The organism is Variovorax sp. F042, from assembly GCF_057814215.1.
This window is the reverse complement of record NZ_JBVASX010000011.1, coordinates 14,355-36,500: the sequence shown is the minus strand read 5'-3', so window position 1 is coordinate 36,500 and position 22,146 is coordinate 14,355. Positions and strand designations below refer to the sequence as shown.

At 67.3% G+C, this 22,146-nt stretch carries 15 protein-coding genes; all 15 read left to right on the top strand.

The window, feature by feature from the left end; translation table 11 throughout:
* Positions 1 to 131: 131 nt before the first annotated feature.
* The 15 genes from xdhA to ACZYSP_RS26440 all read left to right on the top strand — a co-directional run bounded on the left by xdhA (position 132) and on the right by ACZYSP_RS26440 (position 22,143).
* Entirely contained in the window at positions 132 to 1,766 is a 1,635-nt protein-coding gene (gene xdhA / locus ACZYSP_RS26510; protein WP_489017510.1) for a xanthine dehydrogenase small subunit, read from the top strand.
* 2 nt (positions 1,767 to 1,768) lie between these two features.
* Positions 1,769 to 4,237: a xanthine dehydrogenase molybdopterin binding subunit gene (gene xdhB / locus ACZYSP_RS26505; protein WP_489017508.1), complete on the top strand. Its 2,469-nt coding sequence runs from the start codon at positions 1,769 to 1,771 to the stop codon at positions 4,235 to 4,237.
* Between the two features lie 103 nt (positions 4,238 to 4,340).
* Positions 4,341 to 5,342 (top strand): LysR family transcriptional regulator, encoded by a 1,002-nt coding sequence (locus ACZYSP_RS26500; protein WP_489017506.1) that lies wholly within the window; start codon positions 4,341 to 4,343, stop codon positions 5,340 to 5,342.
* Positions 5,343 to 5,418: 76 nt separating this feature from the next.
* A complete protein-coding gene (locus ACZYSP_RS26495) occupies positions 5,419 to 6,819 on the top strand; it encodes an NCS2 family permease (protein WP_426389710.1) in 1,401 nt (466 codons plus the stop codon).
* A gap of 115 nt (positions 6,820 to 6,934) precedes the next feature.
* On the top strand, positions 6,935 to 8,467 hold the full coding sequence (locus ACZYSP_RS26490) for an ABC transporter ATP-binding protein (protein ID WP_489017503.1): 1,533 nt from the start codon (positions 6,935 to 6,937) through the stop codon (positions 8,465 to 8,467).
* Positions 8,460 to 9,605: an ABC transporter permease gene (locus ACZYSP_RS26485; RefSeq protein WP_435462131.1), complete on the top strand. Its 1,146-nt coding sequence runs from the start codon at positions 8,460 to 8,462 to the stop codon at positions 9,603 to 9,605. Before ACZYSP_RS26490 ends, ACZYSP_RS26485 begins: the two co-directional genes overlap by 8 nt.
* A 2-nt stretch (positions 9,606 to 9,607) precedes the next feature.
* Positions 9,608 to 10,528, top strand: a complete 921-nt coding sequence (locus tag ACZYSP_RS26480; protein WP_097198506.1) for an ABC transporter permease — start codon at positions 9,608 to 9,610, stop codon at positions 10,526 to 10,528.
* Positions 10,529 to 10,574: 46 nt separating this feature from the next.
* On the top strand, positions 10,575 to 11,747 hold the full coding sequence (locus ACZYSP_RS26475) for a BMP family ABC transporter substrate-binding protein (protein WP_093058837.1): 1,173 nt from the start codon (positions 10,575 to 10,577) through the stop codon (positions 11,745 to 11,747).
* Positions 11,748 to 12,058: 311 nt separating this feature from the next.
* Positions 12,059 to 16,105, top strand: a complete 4,047-nt coding sequence (locus ACZYSP_RS26470; protein ID WP_489017500.1) for a TOMM system kinase/cyclase fusion protein — start codon at positions 12,059 to 12,061, stop codon at positions 16,103 to 16,105.
* Between the two features lie 18 nt (positions 16,106 to 16,123).
* A complete protein-coding gene (locus ACZYSP_RS26465; protein WP_489017498.1) occupies positions 16,124 to 16,906 on the top strand; it encodes a BMA_0021/BMA_0022 family TOMM bacteriocin in 783 nt (260 codons plus the stop codon).
* 94 nt (positions 16,907 to 17,000) lie between these two features.
* Complete coding sequence (locus ACZYSP_RS26460; protein ID WP_093179725.1) at positions 17,001 to 17,753, top strand: class I SAM-dependent methyltransferase; 753 nt, start codon at positions 17,001 to 17,003, stop codon at positions 17,751 to 17,753.
* Complete coding sequence (locus tag ACZYSP_RS26455) at positions 17,746 to 19,905, top strand: TOMM precursor leader peptide-binding protein (RefSeq protein ID WP_489017495.1); 2,160 nt, start codon at positions 17,746 to 17,748, stop codon at positions 19,903 to 19,905. The genes ACZYSP_RS26460 and ACZYSP_RS26455 overlap by 8 nt, the downstream gene beginning before the upstream one ends.
* Before the next feature lie 39 nt (positions 19,906 to 19,944).
* A complete protein-coding gene (locus ACZYSP_RS26450) occupies positions 19,945 to 20,889 on the top strand; it encodes an FHA domain-containing protein (protein ID WP_093081415.1) in 945 nt (314 codons plus the stop codon).
* Between the two features lie 68 nt (positions 20,890 to 20,957).
* Positions 20,958 to 21,650 carry a hypothetical protein gene (locus ACZYSP_RS26445; RefSeq protein ID WP_354339298.1) on the top strand — a complete coding sequence of 231 codons (693 nt, stop codon included), beginning with the start codon at positions 20,958 to 20,960 and terminating at the stop codon, positions 21,648 to 21,650.
* A 124-nt stretch (positions 21,651 to 21,774) separates the two neighbouring features.
* The gene (locus tag ACZYSP_RS26440) at positions 21,775 to 22,143 is read left to right on the top strand and encodes a hypothetical protein (RefSeq protein ID WP_256216981.1); all 369 of its coding nucleotides are present in this window, start codon (positions 21,775 to 21,777) and stop codon (positions 22,141 to 22,143) included.
* Positions 22,144 to 22,146 lie beyond the last annotated feature (3 nt).

The following is a 22,146-nucleotide window of genomic DNA, read 5'->3' as shown; positions in this document are numbered from 1 at the left end:
CGCAAGGGTTTCCCCGTACGTGGCATACCGACCCCCACATACGCGTTATGGGCCCCTCCGTATGCACGACGCCGAACAAGCCGCTAACGTCCATGACTGACCCACGACGGGTCCCCCACGAGCCCAAAAGCATGAGCACCGACAGCAGCAGTAGCAGCCAGATTCACCCGATCCGCTTTTTCCATCGCGGAAAGATCGTCGACGTCACCGGCGTCCACCCGACCCGTTCCGTGCTCGACTGGCTGCGCGAGGACGCCCGCTGCACCGGCACCAAGGAAGGCTGCAACGAAGGCGACTGCGGCGCCTGCACCGTCGTCATCGGCGAACTCGCAACCGACCCGAACGCCCCGGGCGCCGTTGGCGGCCTGAACCTGCAGACGGTCAACGCCTGCATCCAGTTTCTTCCCACGCTGCACGGCAAGGCCCTGTTCACGGTCGAAGACCTCAAGGCGCAGACCCAGTGCCAGGCCAAGGCACAGGACAGCAACATCTGCAAGAAGCACCCCGTGCACACGCTGCACCCGGTCCAGCAGGCCATGGTCGACTGCCACGGCTCCCAGTGCGGCTTCTGCACGCCCGGCTTCGTGATGTCGCTGTGGGCCACCTACGAGCACCACCAGGCCGAAGGCACGCAGCCCACCCGCCAGCAGCTGGCCGACGACCTCTCCGGCAACCTGTGCCGCTGCACCGGCTACCGGCCGATCCTCGATGCCGGCCAGCGCATGTTCGACCTGCCTTCGGTTCGCCTCGACACCCAGCCCGTGGTCGCAGCGCTCACCGCCCTGCAGAACGATGGCCTGGACCTGAACTACGCGGCCCCGCTGGGGGCTCGCATCGACCACTTCCACGCCCCCAAGACCCTGGCCCAGCTTGCCGCGCTGCGCGAACAGAAGCCGCGCGCCCAGCTGCTGGCCGGTTCGACCGACGTCGGCCTCTGGGTCAACAAGCAGTTCCGCGACCTGGGCGACATCATCTATGTGGGCGACGTGGCCGAAATGAAGACGATCGAAGATCGCCCGAACAATGCAGGCGGCGAGCTCTACATTGGCGCCGGCGCCTCGCTCGAATCCGCCTTCGCCGCACTGGTCGAGCGCGTGCCCAGCCTGGCCGAGGTGTGGCTGCGCTTCGCCTCGCCGCCGATCCGCCACGCAGGCACCATGGGCGGCAACGTGGCCAACGGTTCGCCCATCGGCGATTCGCCGCCGGTGCTGATGGCGCTCGACGCGCAGATCGAACTGCGCCGCGGCGATGTGGTGCGCCGCATGCCGCTGCCCGAGTTCTATCTGGACTACATGAAGAACCAGCTGCAGCCCGGCGAATTCGTCCAGGGGCTGGCCGTTCCGCATGCCGCGCTGCGCCGCCAGATTCGCGCCTACAAGATCAGCAAGCGCTTCGACTGCGACATCTCGGCGCTGTGCGCGGGCTTCGCCATCGAGCTCGAAGCCGGCAGCGACACGGTGAAGGCCGTGCGCCTGGCCTTCGGCGGCATGGCTGCGACCGTCAAGCGCGCCGCGAACGCCGAGGCCGCACTGGTCGGCAAGCCGTGGACGCAGGCCAGCGTGGCCACCGCCAGGCTCGCGCTGGCGCAAGACTTCAAACCGCTGTCGGACATGCGCGCATCGGCCGACTACCGGCTGCAGGTGGCGCAGAACCTCATTCAGCGCCTCTGGCTCGAAACCCGCGCCGAAGACGCCCTGTCGCTGGAAGAAACCAGCGTCTGGAGCGTGATGCCCCACGCGACCCCGGCCACTGCCGCAGGAGTCTGACCATGAACAAGCCCATCGACGCCCGCCTGCTGCAGCCCTCCGAGGCCTTTGCCGACTACCTGACCAACACCGCCGCCCGCATCGACGTGGGCGCCGAAGCGCTGGCGCACGAGCGCGGCATGCGCGTGGGCATCAGCCGGCCGCACGAATCGGCGCACCTGCACGTTGCCGGCGAAGCGACTTACATCGACGACATTCCCGAGCTCACCGGCACGCTGCATTGCGCGCTGGGCCTGTCGCCGGCCGCGAATGGCCGCGTCACGGCGCTGTCGCTCGACGCCATTCGCGCCATGCCGGGCGTGGTCGCCGTCATCACGGCTGACGACATTCCGGGCACCAACGACTGCGGCTCGATCATTCACGACGACCCGATCCTGCTGCCCGTGAATGATGGCGGCGAGATCCGCTACCTCGGCCAGCCGGTGTTCGCCGTGATCGCCGAAACCCGCGCCGACGCGCGCCGCGCCGCCGCGAAGGCCAAGGACGCGCTGACCATCGAGGCCCAGCCGCCCGTGCTCACGCCGCAGGCCGCGCACAAACGCGGCCAGTACGTGGTGCCGCCGATGCACATCGTGCGCAGCGGCGGTGCCGCCAACGAAGGCGACGAGGCCGCAGTGCGCACCGCCATCGCCAACGCGCCGCATCGCCACAAGGCCACGCTCGACGTGGGCGGGCAGGAACAGTTCTATCTCGAAGGCCAGATCAGCTACGCCATTCCGAAGGAAGGCGGCGCGCTGCACATCCATTGCTCCACGCAGCACCCGAGCGAGATGCAGCACCTGGTGGCGCATGCGATGCACCTGCAGTCGAACGAAGTGCATGTGGAATGCCGGCGCATGGGCGGCGGCTTTGGCGGCAAGGAGTCGCAGTCGGCACTGTTCGCCTGCGTGGCGGCCATCGCGGCGCGGCAGCTGCAGCGCCCCGTGAAGCTGCGGCTCGACCGCGACGACGACTTCATGGTCACGGGCCGGCGTCACTGCTTCTGGTACGAGTACGAAGTCGGCTACGACGACGAAGGCCGCATCCTCGGCGCAGAGATCACGATGGTCTCGCGCGCCGGCCACTCGGCCGACCTGTCGGGCCCGGTGATGACGCGCGCGCTGTGCCACTTCGACAACGCCTACTGGCTGCCCAACGTGGCCATGCACGGCTTCTCGGGCAAGACGAACACGCAGAGCAACACGGCCTTCCGCGGCTTCGGCGGTCCGCAGGGCGCGATCGCCATCGAGAACATCATGGACTCGGTGGCCCGTGAGCTGAAGCGCGACCCGCTCGACGTGCGGCGCGTCAACTTCTACGGCAAGGCGGAGAACAACGTCACGCCGTATCGCCAGACCGTCACCGACAACATCGTCCACGAACTCGTGGCCGAGCTGGAAGCCAGCAGCGACTACCGCGCGCGGCGCGAAGACATCGCGGCCTTCAACAAGAAGAGCACGGTGCTCAAGCGCGGCCTGGCACTGGCACCGCTGAAGTTCGGCATCTCGTTCAACGTGAAGCACTTCAACCAGGCCGGCGCGCTGGTGCACGTGTACACCGACGGCTCGATCCTCGTGAACCACGGCGGAACCGAGATGGGGCAGGGCCTCAACACCAAGGTGGCGCAGGTGGTGGCGCACGAGCTGGGCGTGAGCTTCGAGCGCGTGCGCGTCACGGCGACCGACACGACCAAGGTGGCCAACACCTCGGCCACTGCCGCGTCGACCGGTGCCGACCTGAATGGCAAGGCCGCGCAGGACGCAGCCCGCCAGATTCGCGAGCGCCTGGCCGAGAGCGCGTCCGAGCGCCATGGTGGCAAGGCCAGTGAAGTGCGCTTTGCCAACGACAAGGTCGAGGTCAACGGCCGCACGCTGGCTTTCAGCACCGTGGTGGGCGAGGCGTATCTCGACCGCAAGCAGCTGTGGTCCGACGGCTTCTACGCCACGCCCGGCCTGAGCTGGGACAAGGACAAGATGCAGGGCCGCCCGTTCTACTACTACGCCTACGGCGCGGCGGTGAGCGAGGTGATCGTCGACACGCTCACCGGCGAGTGGAAGCTGCTGCGCGCCGACATCCTGCACGACGCGGGCAAGTCGCTGAATCCGGCGGTGGACATCGGCCAGGTCGAAGGTGCCTTCATCCAGGGCATGGGCTGGCTCACCACTGAAGAGCTGGTGTGGCACCCGCAAAGCGGCAAGCTCACCACGCACGCGCCCAGCACCTACAAGATTCCGACCGCCAACGACTGTCCGCCCGTGTTCAACGTGCGTTTGTTCGAAGGCCAGAATTTCGAAGACTCCATTCACCGCAGCAAGGCCGTGGGAGAACCGCCGCTGCTGCTGCCGTTCTCGGTGTTCTTCGCGATCCGCGATGCGGTGTCGGCGGCCGGTGGGCACAGGGTCGATCCGCCGCTGAAGGCGCCGGCCACCAGCGAGTCGATCCTCCGAGCCATCACCGCCGTGCAGGCGGTGGAACCCGCATCGGCCGAATGACAGCGGGCCGTGCTCGCACGGTCCGAGCTTCACTTCCACACCCGGTTTCGCCAAATGCTGCGCTGTATAACTGTTCGCACAGACAAGAAAGGTGTGAACAGCCATGAGAGACCAGGCGCTTTTCGACAAGATCGATCTTCATTTGATCCGGGTGCTTCACACCGTGCTGACCGACCGCAGCGTCTCGCGTGCAGCCATCCGCCTGGGCATGTACCAGCCGGCCGTCTCGGCCGCGCTGAAGCGCCTGCGCGAGCTGTCGGGCGATCCGCTGCTGGTGCGCTCGGGCTCGGGCATGGTGCCCACCGACGCGGGGCTGCGCATGATCGAGCCGGCTGCGAGCATTCTTCGCGCGGCCGAGATGCTGTTTTCGGATGCGCGGGGCTTCGAGCCGCAGTCGGCGGCCACCACCTTCCGCATCGCGGCCAGCGACTACATGGACCCGCTGTTCCTGCCCATGCTGGTGGCGCAGGTCAAGCGCGACGCGCCGCTGTGCCAGATCGAGATCCACGCGCTCTCGCCCGACTCGGACTACCACGGCCACCTGGCACTCGGCCAGGTCGATCTGGTGATCGGCAACTGGCTCAAGCCACCGGAAGACCTGCACATGGCGCGGCTCTTCGGCGACGAGGTGGTGTCGCTGGTCAACAAGGACCATCCGGCGGTGCGCCGCGGCTGGGATCTGGAGACATGGCTTGCGGCCGAGCACATCGCGCCCACGCCCATGCACCCGGGCGGGCGCGGCATCATCGACCAGATGCTCGACGAGCTGGGTCGGCAGCGCAACATCACGGCGCGCTGCGCGCACTTCAGCCTCATTCCGGACATGGTGGCTTCGAGCCTGCTGGTGCTGACCACCGGGCGCCAGTACTGCGAGCGTTTTGCGTCGCGGCTGCCGCTGAAGATTCTCGATTGCCCCGTGGCGCTGCCGCGCCTCATGTACTACCAGCTCTGGCACGAACGCACCCATTCGTCGAGCTCTGCGCGCTGGCTGCGCGAATGCATCAAGGACGTGGCGGCGTCGCTGCGGCCTCCGGCTTCCGCCATACCCGGTGTATCTGGCGCTGCGTTGCGCCCGCCCGTCGCCCCTGAAACCCCGGATCCCTGAGAAAACCCCGTTCGCGCCGGCGTCGTGAGCGGGGGAACGATGAAAACCGCCACTACAACAGCTGGAGACAAGCGAAATGAGTACGTTGGAACAGGCGCCGAAAGGCGCCGAGCCCCGCATCCCGGGGCATGTCGAGTCCGCGCGTCCGCGTGCGGCTGTGGGCAGCGCAAGCGGCTCGGGCCTGCTTGAACGCCTGTTCAAGCTCAGTGCGCACAACACCACCGTGCGCACCGAGGTCATCGCGGGGCTCACCACCTTCCTGACGATGGCCTACATCATCTTCGTGAACCCGTCGATCCTCGGGGATGCGGGCATGCCGAAGGGCGCGGTCTTCGTCGCCACCTGCCTGATTGCCGCGCTGGGCACGCTCATCATGGGCCTGTACGCCAACTACCCGATTGCCATGGCGCCGGGCATGGGCCTGAACGCCTACTTCGCCTACGTGGTGGTGCTGGGCATGGGCTACACGTGGCAGGTTGCGCTGGGCGCGGTGTTCATCTCGGGCTGTCTGTTCCTGATCGTCACGGTCACGGGGTTGCGGGAGCTGTTCATACAGGGCATACCGCAGTCGTTGCGAACTGCGATCACCGTGGGCATCGGGATGTTCCTGGCGCTCATCGCGCTGAAGAGCGCCGGCGTGGTGGCAGCATCGCCCGCCACTTTCGTCACGCTGGGCGACCTGCACTCGGCGCCGGTGGTGCTGGCGACGCTGGGCTTTCTCATCATCGTGGCGCTCGACAAGCTCAAGGTGCGCGGCGCGATCCTGATCGGCATCGTCACGGTGACGGTGCTGTCGTTCTTCTTCGGCGGCAACAAGTTCCATGGCGTGTTCGATGCGCCGCCGTCCATCGCGCCCACCTTCATGCAGCTCGACATCCTGGGCGCGCTCAAGGGCGGCATCCTGAACGTGGTGCTGGTGTTCTTCCTGGTCGAGATGTTCGACGCCACCGGCACGCTGATGGGCGTGGCCAAGCGCGCCGGCCTGCTGGTGCCGGGCAAGATGGAGCGCATGAACAAGGCGCTCCTGGCCGACAGCGGCGCGATCTTCGCCGGCTCGCTGCTCGGCACCTCGAGCACCACGGCTTATGTGGAAAGCGCTGCGGGCGTGCAGGCGGGTGGGCGCACCGGCCTCACGGCCGTGGTGGTGGCGCTGCTGTTCCTGGCCTGCCTGATGATCTCGCCGCTGGCGGGCTCGGTGCCGGCCTATGCCACCGCGCCGGCGCTGCTCTTCGTGGGCTGCCTGATGCTGCGCGACCTGGTCGAGCTCGACTGGGAAGACACCACCGAGGTGATCCCCGCCGCGGTGACCGCGCTGACGATGCCCTTCACCTACTCGATCGCCAACGGCCTGGCCTTCGGCTTCATCACGTACGCCGTGCTGAAGCTCTGCACCGGCCGGGCACGGGAAGTGCATGCGATGGTCTGGGTCATCGCCGCCGTGTTCCTGTTCAAGTTCGCCTATATCGGCGGACACTGATGCAATGAACTGAGCGAAGCGCCGTCGGGCGCCGATGGTCGCGGGAGCACGCTATTAAACTGATAGCTGTTCCCGCTTTGTTGCAGTTGAACGAGACAAATCCACGAAACCCGGCATGACAACCCCCAGACTCCAGCTCGCGAACATCACCAAGCGGTATCCCGCGGTGGTGGCGAACAGCGACATCTCCCTGGCCGTGCAGCCCGGCGAAATCCACGCCGTGCTCGGCGAGAACGGCGCCGGCAAGTCGACCCTGATGAAGATCATCTACGGGTCGGTCAAGCCCGACGAGGGCACCGTGATGTTCGACGGCCACGTCGTCAACCTGCGCAACCCGCAGCAGGCGAGGGCGCTGGGCATCAGCATGGTGTTCCAGCACTTCAGCCTGTTCGACACGCTCACCGTGGCCGAGAACGTCTGGCTGGGGCTCGACAAGTCGCTGCAACTGGCCGAGGTTGCGCGCAGCATCACCGCCAAGGCGAGCGAGTACGGGCTCGACATCGATCCCTCGCGCCCGGTGCACACGCTGTCGGTGGGCGAGATGCAACGGGTGGAGATCATCCGCGCGCTGCTCACCAACCCCAAGCTGCTGATCCTCGATGAGCCGACATCGGTGCTCACGCCGCAGGCAGTCATCAAGCTCTTCCATGTGCTGAACAAGCTGGCCTCCGAGGGCTGCAGCATCCTCTACATCAGCCACAAGCTGCATGAGATCCAGGAGCTGTGCAGCGCCTGCACCGTGCTGCGTGGCGGCAAGGTGACGGGGGTGTGCAATCCGCAGAACGAGAGCACGCAGTCGCTGTCGCGGCTGATGATCGGCAGCGAGCCGCCGCCGCTGCAGCACCGGCCGGTGCATGCAGGCGCTGTGGCTTTGCGCGTCGACGGGCTGTCGCTGGCGCGCGAAGACCAGTTCGGCATGGACCTCGAGGGCATCTCGTTCGAGGTTCGCGCGGGCGAGGTCGTCGGTATTGCGGGCGTCTCGGGCAACGGCCAGCGAGAACTGCTCTACACGCTCTCGGGCGAGGACGTGCGCGCCGAGGCCTCGATGGTCCGGGTGTTCGACAAGCCGGCCGGCCGGCTGCGCCCGCGCTCGCGGCGTGCGCTCGGCCTGCACTTCGTGCCCGAAGAGCGGCTGGGCCGCGGCGCGGTGCCCACGCTGGGGCTCGCGCACAACCTGCTGCTCACGCGCAGCGATGCGGTGGGCCGGGGCGGGTGGATCCGCACCGGCGCGCTCGAGCGCCAGGCCAAGGCCATCATCGAGCGCTTCAAGGTCAAGGCCGGCGGGCCGCGCGCAGCGGCGCGTTCGCTCTCGGGCGGCAATCTGCAGAAGTTCATCGTCGGGCGCGAGATCGACGCCAACCCGAAGCTCTTCATCGTCTCGCAGCCGACCTGGGGCGTGGACGTGGGCGCGGCTGCGCTCATCCATGCGGAGATCCTTGCGCTGCGTGACGCGGGTTGTGCCGTGCTGGTCATCAGCGAGGAGCTCGACGAGCTGTTCAACATCTGCGACCGGCTGCACGTGATCGCCAAGGGGCGGCTGTCGCCCTCCATCGACCGCGCGGCTGCCACGCTGCCGCAGATCGGCGAATGGATGAGCGGGCTGTGGCAAGCCGGTGCCGGCCAGAAGGCGGAGGCCGCCCATGCTTAAGCTCGAACCCCGCCCGGAGCTGTCGCGCTTCTGGAGCTACGCCTCACCGATCCTGGCGCTGCTGATCACCGTGCTGATCGGCGTGGCGCTGTTCGCCGCACTCGGCAAGGACCCGGTCAAGGGCCTGCTGGTGTTCTTCTACGAACCCATCAAGAGCGGCTACGCTATCGGCGAGCTGATGGTGAAGGCGACGCCGCTGCTCATCATCGCGCTCGGGCTGGCCGTGTGCTTCCGCTCGAACGTGTGGAACATCGGCGCCGAAGGGCAGTTCGTGTTCGGTGCCATCGCGGCAGGCGGCGTGGCGCTGCTGGCCGACAAGACCACGGGGCAGTGGATCGTCGCGGCCATCCTGCTGGCCGGCATCCTTGGCGGCATGGTGTGGGCGGGCATCGTCGCGTTCCTGCGCGACAAGTACAACGCCAATGAAATCCTGGTGAGCCTGATGCTGGTCTACGTGGCCACGCTGCTGCTGGGCTACATGGTCTATGGACCATGGAAAGACCCGAACGGCTACAACTTCCCGCAGACCAAGACTTTCGAGGCAGTCACGCAGATTCCGCGCTTGTTCAAGGGCTCGCGCGTGAGCATCGGACTGGTCATCGCGCTGGTGGGGGCGGGGGCGCTGTGGGTGTTCCTGTTCCGCACGCGCGCCGGTTTCGCGCAGCAGGTCGGCGGGCTGGCACCGGCGGCCTCGCGGTATGCGGGCTTCTCGGCGCGGCGCGCGGTGTGGATTGCGCTGCTGACTTCGGGCGGCGCGGCCGGCCTGGCAGGTGCGCTCGAAGTGGCCGGGCCGCTCGGCCAGCTCACACCCTATGTGCCGGCGGGCTACGGCTTCGCGGCCATCATCGTGGCCTTCGTCGGGCGGTTGCATCCGGTGGGCATGATCTTCTCGGCCATCCTGATGAGCATGTTCTATATCGGCGGTGAGCTTGCGCAGTCGCGGCTGGGCCTGCCCAAGTCGCTGACCGGTGTGTTCCAGGGGCTGCTGCTGTTCACGCTGCTGGCTTGCGACACGCTCATTGCGTACCGCATCCGGCGCAAGGCGGCCGCGAAGGCCGCCACCATGACCACCGCCTCGCTGCAGGCCAGCACGCCCATTACTGCACCCGTCGCGCGTGCCACCGAAGGGAGCCACTGAACATGGAAAGCTACGCACTCCTGCTCGGCTCCACGCTGAGCGCGGGCACCGTGCTCGCCATCGCGGCGCTGGGCCTGCTCATCAACGAGAAGGCCGGCATCGTCAACCTCGGCGCCGAGGGAATGATGCTGTGCGCAGCGATCGCCGGCTTTGCCACGGTCGTCACCACGCACAACCCCTGGCTTGGCTTCCTGGCCGGCATGGCGGCGGGCGCCTTGCTCGCAGCCTTCTTCGGCGTGCTGGTGATCTGGCTCAACACCAACCAGTACGCAACGGGCCTGGCGCTGAGCCTGTTCGGCGTCGGCTTCTCTGCCTTTGCCGGCATCAACTTCGTGCAGGCCAAGCTGCCGGAAAGCACGTCGTACGCGATCCCCATGTTGAGCGACATTCCGCTCGTTGGCCCCGCATTGTTCCGCCATCACCCGATGGTGTATTTCGCGGTGGTGCTGACCCTGGCGCTGATCTGGTTCCTGTACCGCACGCGCGCCGGCCTGGTGCTGCGCTCGGTCGGCGAATCGCCCGAGTCGGCGCATGCGCTGGGATATCCGGTGCGGCGCATCCGCTTCATGGCGGTGATTGCGGGCGGTTCGCTGTGCGGGCTCGCGGGCGCGTATCTGTCGACCGTGTATACGCCGCTGTGGGTCGAGGGCATGGTGGCCGGCCGCGGCTGGATCGCGCTGGCGCTGACCACCTTCGCCACCTGGCGGCCGGTGCGCGTGCTGCTGGGTGCGTACCTCTTCGGTGGCGTGTCGATGCTGGGCTTTCATTTGCAGAGCAGTGGCGTCGACGTGCCCTCGCAGTTCCTCAGCATGCTGCAGTACATCGCGCCCATCGTTGTGCTGGCGCTGATCTCGCGCAACCCGGCCTTCATCCGCGCCAACATGCCGGCTTCCATCGGGAAACCGTTCTACCCCGGCTCATAATCGCGTTTCGTTTTCCGCCAACCTGTCCTTTTGAGGATTTCCGACAATGAATGATCTGAACAAGCGCTCCCTGCTCAAGCTGGCCGCTCTCACTGCGGTCGCTTCGGCGGCCCTGATCGGCTGCGGCAAGAAAGAAGAAGCGGCAGCACCGGCCGCGGCGCCCGCGCCGGCCCCGGCACCTGCTGCGGCCGCTCCGGCTCCGGCAGCGCCGCTGAACATCGCATTCGCCTATGTCGGACCGGTGGGCGACGGCGGCTGGACCTTCGCGCACGACAACGCCCGCAAGGCGCTCGAGAAGGAATTCGGCGACAAGATCAAGACCACCTTCGTCGAAAGCGTGCCCGAGGGCGCCGACGCAGAGCGCGTGTTCCGCGACATGGTCGGCCAGGGCAACAAGCTGATCTTCGGCACCACCTTCGGCTACATGGAGCCCATGCTCAAGGTCGCGGCCGACAGCAAGGAAGTGAAGTTCGAGCACGCCACCGGCTACAAGACCTCGGACAACATGCGCACCTACGACAGCCGCACGTACGAGGGCGCGTACATGGCAGGCGTCATTGCCGGCGCCATGACCAAGAGCAACACGCTGGGCGTGGTCGGCTCGGTGCCGATTCCCGAAGTGCTGCGCAACATCAACAGCTTCACGCTGGGCGCGCAGTCGGTCAACCCGAAGATCACGACCAAGGTCGTGTGGGTGAACGAGTGGTTCAGCCCGCCCAAGGAAACCGAAGCCGCAACCGCCCTCATCAACGGCGGCGCCGACGTGCTGTTCCAGAACACCGACTCGCCGGCCGTGCTCAAGACCGCACAGGAAAAGGGCAAGCGCGCCTTCGGCTGGGATTCGGACATGACCGCCTACGGTCCCAAGGCCCACCTGGCCTCGGCCACCATCAACTGGGCCCCGTACTACATCAAGGCCACCCAGGAAGCGCTGGACGGCAAGTGGGCCACCGGCCAGAGCTGGTGGGGCGTGAAGGAAGGCGCCATCGACCTCGTGTCGATCGCCGAAGACGTGCCGGCCGAAACCAAGGCCAAGGTCGAGGCCGTGAAGAAGGGCCTGAAGGACGGCAGCTTCGTGATCTGGAAGGGCCCGATCCTCGGTCAGGACGGCAAGGAAGTGGTCGCCAAGGACGCAGTGGCCGACGACAAGTTCTTGTCGGGCGTGAACTTCTACGTCAAGGGCGTCGAAGGCAAGGTGCCGGGCGGCGACAAGAAATAAGCTCGCCCCCAGGCTTCGCGCACTTCGTGTCGCTACGCCAACCCCCTACCGGGGGCGACACCTGAGGCCCGGCGGAGCCGGTTCCTCGGTGTCCGCGAATCGGCCACGTTCGCGAGCGAGGGCGCTTATACATTCAAAAGTTCTAACCTCCCGCGCGTTGCGCGGGTTTTCTTTTTTGGGCGACCCAGTTGAAAAGTCCTCGCGTCCGCTACAGTAACAATTAGTGTCTAATTCGCGTTCCTGCCGCAGCGCAGATCGCGGCCGCAGCACGCTCCGGAGGACTCTCAACGATCCATCACGACGAGACTGAAATGCAGGATGCCGTCACCAACCCCACGCACGCAGTGTCGCAATCATCATTGCCGAATCCGTTGGAGATTCCGGGCTACGAGTTGCTTGAGGAGCTAGGCGCCGGCGGCTATGGCACCGTGTATCGCGCGCTGCAGAAGAACACGGGCACCGTGGTCGCAATCAAGGTCGTGAAGCTGCAGGTCGGCAGCCAGCGCGTTGCACGTTTCCACCGCGAGACGAAGCTCTGCGCCTCGCTGCACCACCCGCACATCGTCCAGTTGCTCGACAAGGGCGAGCAGGGCCCATGCGTCTATGGCGTCTTCGAGTACGTGCCGGGCGAAACGCTCACCAGCCTGATCCGGCGCAAGGGCGCGCTGACGGCCACCGAGACCGCCCACCTCATGGCGGAAGTGCTGGACGCACTGGACTGCGCACACAGCGCAGGCATCGTGCACCGCGACCTGAAGCCCGACAACGTGATGGTCACCTTCACCGGCGCCGTCCCGCATGCGAAGGTGCTCGACTTCGGCATCAGCACCGTCATTCCCTCGAACAGGGGCGCCGAGTTCCCCACGCTCACGATGACCGACGAGTCTCTGGGCACGCCGGCCTACAGCGCGCCCGAGCAGCTGCGCGGCGAGCCGCCCGGCGTCAAGTCCGATATCTACGCCTGGGGGCTGATGTTCATCGAGTGCCTGACGGGCGTGCCCGCCATTCGCGGCGCATCGGCGGCAGAAATTCTTCACCAGCAACTGAGCCCGCAAGAGGTGCCTCTGCCGGCGGAAATCGCCAGCCATCCGGTGGCCTCCGTGTTGCGCCAGGCATTGAGGAAAAAGGCGGCCGACCGCAGCGATTCGGCGGCCATGCTGCTGGCCGAACTCGGGCGCCTGCGGCTTGACGACCTGGTGGGCGTGCTGCGATCGGCGAAGCAGGCGCAAGACGAAGCTCTCAGCCACACCGTGGCCACCACGCGCGGGTTTTCCGAAAAGCGGCAGCTCACCGTGCTGTGCTGCAGCGTCTCCGTCTGGCCGGACGCCGGCGCGGACGAAGAGGGCATCGACGACGCCTTGCCCTCCGACATCGAAAACCTGGAGCTGCTGCAGCGCAACGAGCTCACCCTGTTCGCGGAAACCGCCACGCGGCGCGGCGGATTGCTGGCGGGCACGCTGGGCGACCGGATGATCGTGCTGTTCGGCTATCCGCACGCCAGCGACACCGATGCGCGGCAGGCCGGCATGACGGCGCTGGAGCTGATCGACCTGAGCCGCGAGCGCTCGGCCGCCATCGAGCAGGCGCACGGCGTGCACCTGGGCATTCGCATGGGCATGCACACCGGCATGGCGGTGGTGGCCGCCGGAGAAATCCCGTCGGGCCATGCCGTCAACGTCGCGGTGCGGCTCGAGGGCGTGGCCGATACCGGCACGCTGCTGGCAAGCGAAAGCAGTTACCGGCTGCTGGGCCGCCATGCGCGCTTCGACAAGGCCGGCAACGTGACCCTGCCGGGGCAGTCCGGCGGCATTCAGACCTACCGCCTGGGCGGCGAACAGCAGGCGCCCGCGCCGCATGGATCCGTGGAGCAGGCACTGCACAACGCGTGCATCGGACGCGAGCCCGAACTGCAACAGCTGCGCGCCGCATGGGCGCAGGCCCGGCAAGGCCACGGCGGCGCGGTGTGGGTCCGCGGCGAGCCCGGCATCGGCAAGTCGTGCCTTGCCGACGTGCTGCGCGAGCAGGTGGCGCGGGAAGGCTGGCAGACCGTCAGCGCGCAGTGCCAGCCCGAGAACCAGAACAACGCGCTGACGCCGTTCCTGACGCTGCTGCGCCAGCGCCTCGAAGCCGCGCCGGATGCAACCACGCCCGACGCCCGCCGCGAGCGGCTGCGCGAGGCCCTGCAGGCCGCCGGCTGCGACGCCGAAGCGGTACTGCCGATCTTCTGCGCGTGGCTGTCTCTCCCACTGGGCGATCGCGCACCCAGCCAGGTGTCTCCCGCGATGCAGAAGGGATTGCTGCTGCAGTCGACCGCACAGTGGCTGCTGCACATGGCCGAGGCGGCGCCGCTGCTGCTCCTGCTCGAAGACGTGCACTGGGCCGACCCCACCAGCATCGAGTTCGTCGAGCAGCTGGTTGCCCAATTGCCGCAGCAGCGCGTGCTGCTGGTGCTGACCGCGCGGCCCGAATGGGTGAAGCCGCCGGCGCTGCAGGCCGAGTGCATCGAGGTGCGTCGGCTCGAAGACGCGCAGGCCGCCGAACTGGCCCGGCAGGCGCTGGCGCCAAGAGTCGCCGCGCAGCAAGTGATCGACAACGTGGTCGCGCGCACCGACGGCGTGCCGCTGTTCATCCAGGAAATGGCGCGCATGCTGCTCGACGCCTACCTGGTGGAACAGGAGGGCGTCTGGGTCTTCAAGGACACGGCGCAGCCGGCTGCCATTCCGGTCACGCTGCGCGACTCTCTGGTCAGCCGCTTCGACCGGCTGGGCTCCGTCAAGGGGCTGCTGCAGCTGGCAGCCACCATCGGGCGGCAGTTCGATGCCGAATTGCTGTGCGCCTGTTCGGGCAAGTCGCCCGAAGTGATGGACAAGGACATGGCCGTGCTGCTCGACGCGGGGCTCGTGGCCCCGGCCGGACCGCCAGGCGCCTTCATCTTCCGCCACGCGCTGATCCGCGACACCGCCTACGAATGCATGCTCGACGCGCAGCGCCGGCAACAGCACCGCAACGTCGCGCAGACGCTGCTGAGCAGCCAGCCTCAGCGCGTGGCCAGCGAGCCGGGCAGCGTGGCCCAGCACTGGGCCGATGCGGGCGAGCATGCGGAGGCCGTCGCGCTGGCCGTGCGGCAGCTGCTCATTACCCAGCACCGCTCGCTGAACGACGAAACCATAGCCTATGCCCAGCACATCGACGGCTGGATGGCGCACCTGGACAGCGCCGCGCAGCGCGAGGCGCGGCTCGACGTGAACAGCTACGTCACGCAGGCCATGATGAACAAGTACGGCTGGGCGCATGCGCAGGTGGTGGACCGCATCGCCCTGTCGCAAGAGCTGCTCTCCGACGACGTAGCGCGCGAGAAGCAGGTGCAGCACCTGTGGACGCTGATCACCTTCCACCACGTCGCGAGCAATCGCGCCGAGGTGCAGCAGCTGAGCAACCGGCTGCTCGACCACGCCACCCAGCAGCAGGACGAGGGCGTGTTCGTCGCGGCGCAAACGTACCTCGGGCTCGCGCACTATTCCGACGGCTATTTCGAGCGCGCCGAGCAGTCGCTGACGGACGGCATCGAGCGCTACAGCCCCGAGGGGCATGCGCACCATGCCGCCTACTTCGGCTTCGACACCCGCGTGTGGGCGACCACGGGGCGCGCACTCGTGCGCTGGTTCGCGGGCCACGACGCGGCCGCGCGCGCCGACGCCACCAATGCCGTGCGCTGGGCTCGCGAGATGTCGCACATTCCGTCGCTGAGCATGGCCCTGCTGTACCAGAGCCTTGGCCATCAGGGCCGCAACGACAAGGCGCGGGCGCTGGTGAGCACGGGCGAGCTGCTCGGCATCACCGAGCGCTACGGCCTGCCGGCATTCCAGGGCTACGCGGCAATCATCCGCTGCTGGGCCACCGGCGACGTCGACAACATCGCGCAGGCCGACGGCTGGGTGCAGGCGCTGTGGGGCATGGGCTGCCGCTATTGCCAGACCTACTACCGCGCCTTTGCCGCCGACACGCTGGCCGCCAATGGCCGCTGGGGCGAGGCGCTGGAGCGGATCGACGAGTGCCTGCGCCTGGCGGACGAGCTCAAGGAAGGGCTCTACAGGTCCGAGCTCCATCTGCAGAAGGCCCGTTACCTGCAGGCCTCGGGCGGCGAACACGACGCAGTGGCCGAGTGCTTCTCGCAGGCCGCCAACGTCGCGCGCGAGGGTGCGAAGTACAGAACCGAATACGAAGCCCTGGCGGCGTTGCAGGCACTGGCACCCGCCGGGCACAACGTGGCTGGACGCCTCAAGGAGCTGGCCGACCTGCGGCCGGAACTGTCGTCGCGCATGCCCGTGCATGCGCCTGTTTCTCGAACCATGTCTTGAACCAAGGATGAAGTCACCATGACCTTTCAAAGCCAAGCTGCCGACCCGTTGCTCGAATTCCGCCTTGCTTACCTGCGCGGCATTGCCAAATCGTGGCAGGACGATGCCTACCGCGCAAAGCTGCTCGACACGCCGGACATCCAGCAGATGCTGCACGACGACTTCGGCCTGCCGACGCAGTGGCCGCTGCTCGACATCTCGCTCTTCCAGGACCCCAATCCGGACATGCGCGCCGCATGGAAGCCGATGCTGACGTCCGGCTGGGTCGGCCCTGACGATTCCTTTGTCATCGTGCTGCCGCAGGCACCGTCGTCGCAGCCTACGGAGGCCCTGGCCGCTTACTACCAGCTGTTCCCGGACTTCATGGGCCCTGCTGCCGCCTTCGAAACGCCGACCGGCCTCATTGGTGGCGCGCTGCCCACCGGCCTCGGCATTCCTGGCGGCGGCGACGGTTCGCTGCTGGCGTTCGGCGGCGTGGTGCTGCGTGCGGTCGCCCTCGCATGGCAATCGCCGGAGTTCCTTTTCGACCTGACGCGCGACCCCGACGCCGACAAGGCGCCCGTGCTGAGCCAATGGCTGGGCTACAACAACCCGTTCAACTTCAAGATCCTGTTCACGACCAACTCCGCCTTCACGTGGGACGCGGCGAAGGGCGAATGGAACCTGAAGAACGCCAACGACTCGTTGATCAAGAACGGCATCCGTCTCAACTACCCGACTGCTCCGGTGGAAGTGGAGCTGCGGCCGATCGCGCTCACCTCGTACAACAACACGGGCCCGGCCTATCCCTTCACCTGCTGAGTCCGCTGCCGAACAGGGGCAGGCCACGAGCGCGCTGCAAGGCGCCTCGGCCACGCTCCTGCTGACGCTGGCCGCGCGTGCCGACTCCGGCAGCGTGGCCGATGCGTCGGTGTTTTCCGATCCCGAGGCGCGGCGCATCGCGGCGTCGCTGCCTTTCGATCTGTCGGCTTACGCGAAGGACGCGGCATTCGTCAGGAGCGTTGTCCTGCGTGCCGCACTGTTCGACCGCTATGCGGCCGAGTTCCTCGCGGCCCACCCTGCCGGCCTGTGCATCACGCTCGGCGCGGGGCTGTGCACCCGGCGCAGCCGCCTCGGGGCCGCCGTGACGGCGAATTCCCGCTGGCTGAACATCGATCTGCCTGAAGCCATCAGCCTGCGGGCGCAGCACGTCGCGCGCCATGAGGGCGAGAGCGACCTCGCATGCTCGGTGCTCGACGACGCGTGGTTCGACGCCGCCGACCTGCCCGGCGAGCGGCCCGTGCTCGCGATGCTGGAGGGTGTCTGCCCCTATCTTCCGCAGGCGCCGCTGGAGGCGCTTCTGCGCCGGTTGGCCGGGCGCTTCGAACACACCGCCACGCCATGTGTCGTCGTGCTCGACCACGTGCATCCGGTGTTCGCGCGCATGCCCATGGAGGTGGGCGGCATGCGGTTGCCGGTGGTGTCGGGCTTCGAGGATGGCGCCCGCATCGCAGGCCTGCATCCGGCGATGCGAGTGCTGTCCGAAGACCATATCTACGCGCAATTCTCGGAACAGCATCGGCTGTTCGAGGCGGCGTTCCGGGCCACGACCGGGGCCTGGCCCTATGCCGTCGTGCGCCTCGCGCTGGGCCTGAAAGACGATGAGTAGCGCTGCGGCGGCGCCGGATTTCTTCGGCGAGGTTTTCCGTTGGCACGACAGGTACCTGCCGCCGGTGGTGTTGCAGGACCGCCTGCTGCTGCCCAGCGAGAACGACCTGTCGGTGCTCGGCTCGCCGGGTGTCATGGCCGTCGAGCGCGTGCTGCGCGAGGGCGTCAGCCTCGCCACCTATTGCCGCACCGAAGGCGCGGCCGCACTGCTTGCACAGATGCTGCATGCGCTCGAGGCGTTGACGCGCCAGGGGCTCGTGCGACCCGTTGCGATGGACGGCGGCGAGCCGTACCTCGTGCCCGATTTTTCGGCGGCGCATGTGCGCACGGCCATCTCCGACCACGTGGATGTCATCGCGCTGTCGAACGCGGTGAGCGGCGACGCGGCAAGCGGCTGGGCGCAGGCGTTCGCCGACACCGGCCTCACCCTCGTTTTTTGCGACGACTACCTCGACCCCCGGCTCGGCACCATCGATGCGCAGCAGCGCGCCTCGGGTCGTCCCTGGCTGCTGGTCAAGCCCACCGGCGAACAGGCCATGGCCGGCCCATTCTTCAGGCCGGGCGCGGCGACGGCCGGCCCCTGCTGGCATTGCCTCGCGCACCGCTGGCTGAGGAACCGGCCGGCGCGTGCATGGTGGCAGGCGCGGCATGGCACCCCGGGCAGCGGTCTGCCGGTGCGGGCAGGTGACCGGCTAGTCGCCGAACGTCTCGGCCAGCTGCTGCCCATAGCGCAGCAGATCGCCACGCAGGCGGACGCACACGTGCGGACGCTGGATTCACCGCAGCTGCATTCCGTCGCCGCCCGCCCCCAGTGCCCGCATTGCGGAACGCCGGGGCTCGTCGCGCAGCGGCAACGCGAGCGCATCGTGCTGGAGTCTGGCCCGCCCATCGCCCGGCGCGATGGCGGCTGGCGCACGGTGCCGGCCTCGGTCACGGTGGCGCGGCTGGCGCCACACGTCAGCCCGCTGTGCGGGGTGATCGCGCAGATCGCGCCGCTGAACGCCGAATCCGAGGGCGCGCTGACGGTCTATCGCAGCGAAATCTTCAGGACGCCGCCGCCCGGCGACGATCTTTTGCCCGGCGCGCTGACCCAGATCTGCCTTGGCAAGGGCATGTCGATGGACCAGTCCCGCGCCAGCGCGCTGTGCGAGGCGGTCGAGCGCTATGCCGCCTTCCATCAGGGCGACGAAGCCTCGGTCGTGGCCTTCGCCGCCGACCTCGATGCGCGCTGCATCCAGCCGCAGGCGCTGGCGCTCTTCAGCGACCGGCAGCGCGAGCGATTCGACACGGCGCAGAAGCCTCCGCATGCCGTGGCGTCGTCCGTGTCGTCCGGGCCCGCATGGTGGACGCCTGCCTGGTCGCTCACGGCCGATGAACGCTGCTACCTGCCGCTGGCCTTCTGCTTTGCCCATGCGCCGGCGCAAAGCCAGTGCCACGTCAGCTGGACATCGAACGGCTGCGCCGCCGGGAACACGCGCGAGGAAGCCATCCTGCAGGGCTTTCTCGAACTGGTGGAGCGCGATGCCGCCGCCATCTGGTGGTACGGCGAAGTTCCCAGGCCGGCCATCGACCTCGGCGGCCTGTCCGACGAAATCCGCCAGCGCGTCGAGCGCACCTGCGGCCCGCAATGGGAGCGCTGGGTGCTCGACATCACCCACGATTTCGGCATTCCGGTGGCGGTTGCCATCGGCCGGCATCTGCAAACGGGCGCGTGGGCCATCGGCTTCGGCTGCAGCCCCGACCGTGCGCTGGCCTGCGAGCGTGCGCTCACCGAAATGAGCCAGTTGATCGCGGCCGGCAAGACCTTCGCGATGCAGCGTGCCGCCGGGGAAGCCAGGGAAGAAGGCCCGCCGCGCTTTCTCATGCCGTCGGACGCGGGCAACGTCGTGCCGGCGCCAGCCGCGCGCACGGACATCGCCGGGGAGATCCGGCGCTGCGTTGCCATTGCCGCTGCGCTCGGCCTGGAAACCATCGTCCTGGACCACACGCGCCCCGACATTCCCCTGCACACTGTGAAGGTGGTCGTGCCGGGGCTGTGCCACATCTGGCCGGAGCTGGGCAATCCGCGCCTGTACCGCGTTCCAGTCGCCATGGGATGGCGCGACACTCCGGTGTGCGAAAGCGACCTGAATCCGCAGGCGCTGTACGTCTGATACGGTCCGATTTCAAGAGAAGGAGAAAAGGGAAAGCCGATGGCCATTTTCAGGAACAAGCTCGACGAGCGCGCCATCATGCTGCGACCCGTGCACGCCTTCGGCCGCCGCGCCTCGGCGTGCCAGACGGTGCTGAAGGCAGCGGACGTGTCGCAGGTCCATGCGATGGTGCGATGGAACAGGCACACATGGGAAATCGTCGACCAGAGCCGCAACGGCACCACCGTGAACGGCGAGCGGCTGCCCAGCGGCCGATGGACTGCCTTGCCCGTGGGCGCCGAAGTCCGCATGGGCGTGGGCGATGAAACGGCCTGGACCGTGGTCGACCTGGCACCGCCGGTCACCTGCCTTTTCCCTGTCGATGGAGGCGTTGCCCCGCTGGCGCTGGGCCTGCGCGAGAACCTGCTGCCGGACGAGCACCAGCCCGAAGTGAACGTGTATTTCCAGGACGGCAGATGGATGCTCGAGCACATCGACGGCATCGAGCCCCTGAGCGACGGTGCCATGGTCCGCACCGCGGTTCGCACGTGGGAGTTCGTGCTGTGCGACGACCTGGCGTTCACTTCCGAGAACCCGATCACTCCGTCGGCGCCGGGCTCGGCATCTGCGGATGTCGCGCTGCACTTCAACGTCAGCCAGAACGAGGAGCACACGAGCCTGAGCCTGGTGGCGGAAGGCAAGTCGGTATCGCTCGGCGAACGCATCCATCACTACACCCTCGTCACGCTCGCGCGCGTGCGCCAGAAAGACGCGCAAAGAGGAATCGCGCCGCAGAGCCAGGGCTGGATCGGGCTGGACGAACTGTCGCGCATGCTGGGCGTGGAGCCCTCCTACGTGAACATCCAGATCTTTCGCGCCAAGCACCAGATCCTCAATGCATTGCCGCCCCATCTGGCCGAGCCGCCGCTGGTCGAGCGGCGTCGCGGGACCGTGCGGCTGGGCAACTATCCCTTCGAGATCCAGGGCGGTGCACAGCCTGTGTAATCGTCTGTAATTCCATTCGACCCCTGCGCTCCCTAGAGTGACGTCAAGTTCGGTGCCGCCGTCGCGGCATGAACTGGCTGATCAACCACTTCCGGGAAGTTGTCATGGGAATGATCTATTCCGTCACGGTCAACAACCATGCGAGCCATTCGGCTTATTTCATGGTGTTCCAGAACGACCCGACGCAATGGGCGCCGAATGCCCTGTCGCTGGCCTGGTTCGCCAGGTTCTCGAACCCGAGCCCGACTTCGCGCGTCAAGTTCCAGTGGAGCATCGACACCGGCTTCTCCTGGGCCGAAACGGGCGAGCTGCAGCCCGGCATCCAGTTCATCGCCACTGAAACCTACGACCCCAGCGGCCTGAACAACAAGATCACGCTGGACTACAACGGCGCCTACCGGTTCGTGAACCCCACCCAGGGGCCCGACCAATCCCGCTTCTATCTCGCCGAATCGCCCAGCATCCCGATCAGGTCCGCGGCCGCTGTGGGCGTGACCATGGGCGGCAGCACGGTGTATGCGGCGCAGGCGCGCCCCAACCAGAACCTGGCCTTCTCGCCGCGGCCCAAGTACTTCATCGCCTACGGTGACTACGAGGAAGGCGGCGTGATCGACGTCAGCACGGTCAACAACCCGCTGGAGTTGCCATTCCCGGCAGGCGTCTACGCGTTGACCACCACGCTGAACGCAGACGGTACCTGGGACCAGCCGGAGAGCCTGGCCCATTCCAACGCGAGCCGCCTGCGACTGCTCGCGGCCTGAAATTCCAAGCCTGTCACACAACGTGCGCCTCCGCCGAGGATGACGACCATGAGAAAGCCACGCCATGTTGCAATACCCCATGCCGCTGAGGCAGCCATCACCGCTGAAGTTCCGGAGTCCGGCGATGCACTCGCAGACCGCCGTTGAAAGAGTCGCCATGCGGCGCGTGTTCCTGGTGCCCCCAGGTGCCCGCCCGGAGGATCCCGGCGTCGACTGCCTGCCCATGGACGAAGAGGTCTGGGAGCGCGGCTACACGCTCGTGATCGACGAAGTCAAGCGCGGCCTGCTGCAGGACTTCTGGAAGAACTACTACGGCGCCTCCGCCGAAATGGCGATGTCCGGCGACCGGCTGATGGAGTTCCGCAAGGACATCATGGCGATCACGCCGGACTGCCTGTGCGAGCCGACCGTGTTCCGCTTTCTCGTGCAGCTGACCCGCATGTGCGTGCGGGCGTACAGCGTGCAGGGCAGCCTGCAGGTCGTCGCCGACTGACCG